We start from the raw sequence: 2,123 nt of genomic DNA, 5'->3' as shown, positions 1-2,123 counted from the left end.
TGTCGGGCCCGCCCGCCCGGTGGTCCCGCTGACGCGGTGCGTCAGCGGGACCGGGTGCCTCCGGAGACGCCGTTCCTCAGGAGATGCTGTTCGTCAGGAGATGCCCAGCTCGCTGCAGGCGTCGGCGAACTTCTCCGTGCAGAGCTCGTCGGCGGTGACGAAGCCGTCGTCCACGACGTCCTTGACGTTGTCGCGGAAGATGGCCTGCGGCTCGAGGAGGATGGACGCGACCTCGCGGCCGCCCGTCTCGTCGGTCACGGTGCCCGTGGTCTCCGGCTCCTCGCCGTTGATGAGGGCGATCGCCGTGTCGGCGAGGCCCTGCGCCTCCTCGGTGACGGCCTTGTACACCGTCATGCACTGGTCGCCGGCGAGGATGTTCTGCAGGCCCTGGACGGTGGCGTCCTGCCCCGTGACCGGCACCTGGCCGTTGAGGCCGTTCTTCGCGAGGATCGAGATGGCGGCGTTGCCGAGGCCGTCGTTGGCGGCCAGGACGCCCCCGATGGTCGGGTTCTGCGTGAGCATCTGCTCGAAGATCGTCGCGGCCTGCTGGTTGTCCCACTCCGGCACGGCCTGCTCGGCGACGACGGTGTACTGCGTCATCGGGTCGAGGACGCTGTGGGCGCCGGCGGCGAAGAGGGTCGCGTTGTTGTCGGTCGGCGAGCCGTTGAGGTAGGCGATGTCCGTCGGCTCGTCGCCGAGGCACTGGGCCAGGCCCTCGCCCTGGAGCTCGCCGACGCGGGTGTTGTCGAAGGAGACGTAGTAGTCCGCCGACCCGCCGAGCGTGAGGCGGTCGTAGTCGATCGTCTGGACGCCGGCCTGCTCGGCCTTGGCCTGGATGGCCGCGCCCGAGTCGCTGTCCAGGTTGACGATGGCGAGGACCGCCACCCCCTGGGTGATCATCTGGTCGGCGATGGTCTGCATGGCCGACGCGTCGCCCTGGGCGTTCTGGATGACGGCCGTGACGCCGGCGTCGTCGAACGCCTGCTGGAGCAGCGGGGCGTCGAAGGACTCCCAGCGGGCCGAGGACTCGGTGTCGGGGAGGATCACGCCGACCTGGGGGCTGTCGGACCCCCCGCCGCCGTCGGTGCTGCCACCGGAGCTGCCCGAGCCGGAGCCGGAGTCGCTGCCGCAGCCGGCGAGGGCGAGGACGGCGGCCGCGGAGGCGGCCGCGAGGGCGGTGCTGCGCACGCGCATGGATGCTCCTTCGCATCGTGGACCCGGGTCGTCGTCGGCCCGTGGATAAGTCGCGGGCCCGAACATATCTGTGACGGGGCCGTCCGACGACCACCGTGATGCGATCGTGACGCGGCAGCACCTGCCCGGGTGACGGACCCCCCAGCGGTGGAGGGCGCGCCGGCGCCTCGACGCCGCCGGCGCGGCGGGTGCGACGCGGGACGCGAGCAGGGGTCCGCCCCGGGTCCCCGACGGCATCGGGCCCCGTCGGACGCGCTGGGCCCTGACCTGCGACGACGGTGCATCACCGCAGGTCAGAGGGGGTCCCCGACCTCGCCGCAGGCGGTTGACACCGGCCCTGCCCCGAGTACCGTCGTCGTCGGCCACCGCGGCCACCCGTGCACGTGGTGGAGCAGCGGCGGACCCGCTCGCCCCGTAGACAACGTCCCGCAGACCCCGGCGCCACCGAGGCTCGGACGGACCGAAGGGCGGGCGGGTCCGTCCGCTCAGCCGCCCCGCCGGCAGCTCGACGTCGCGGCTCCGGCGCCGTCGCCGGGCCCCCTGGTCGGGCGCCTACCCTGGGCCCGTGCTGCTGCGCCCCTCGCCCCTGGCCCGCGCGGCCACCGCCGCGCTGGGGGGCGCGCTCGTGGCGGTCGCCTTCCCCGAGCCGGGCTGGTGGTGGCTCGCCGCCCCCGGGGTCGGCGCCCTCGTGGCCGCCGTCGCCGGCACGCGGCTGCGCACCGCCGCCCTCCTGGGGCTCCTCCACGGCCTGGTCCTCTTCGGCGTGCTGCTGCGCTGGACGGCGGAGTACGTCGGCCCGGTCGCCTACGCGCTCGCGGTGGCCGAGGCCCTCTTCGTCGCCCTCACCGGGGTCCTCGTCGCGCTCGTGCTGCGCCGTCGCACCCCGGGCACGGCCGGCCGGGCCCGCGCCGGCACGCCCGCGCGCCGGG

At 74.8% G+C, this 2,123-nt stretch carries 1 protein-coding gene and 1 pseudogene; one reads left to right on the top strand and one right to left on the bottom strand.

Translation table 11 applies throughout. The features are described 5' to 3' along the window. Positions 1-93: 93 nt before the first annotated feature. Positions 94-1,194 carry a sugar ABC transporter substrate-binding protein gene (locus HLB09_RS16135; protein WP_171204329.1) on the bottom strand — a complete coding sequence of 367 codons (1,101 nt, stop codon included), beginning with the start codon at positions 1,192-1,194 and terminating at the stop codon, positions 94-96. 565 nt (positions 1,195-1,759) lie between these two features. Here HLB09_RS16135 and HLB09_RS16130 point away from each other — a divergent pair. Further along, positions 1,760-2,123, top strand: a pseudogene (locus HLB09_RS16130) (hypothetical protein); the annotation flags it as partial.

The organism is Pseudokineococcus marinus (genome assembly GCF_013004605.1).
Taxonomy (GTDB): Bacteria; Actinomycetota; Actinomycetes; order Actinomycetales; family Quadrisphaeraceae; genus Pseudokineococcus; species Pseudokineococcus marinus.
The sequence above is the reverse complement of the archived record's forward strand: the minus strand, read 5'-3'. Positions and strand labels throughout refer to the sequence as shown.

Coding starts and splice junctions, on each gene's coding strand:
- HLB09_RS16135 (WP_171204329.1), bottom strand. CDS start 1,194: ATGCGCGTGCGCAGCACCGCCCTCGCGGCCGCCTCCGCGGCCGCCGTC.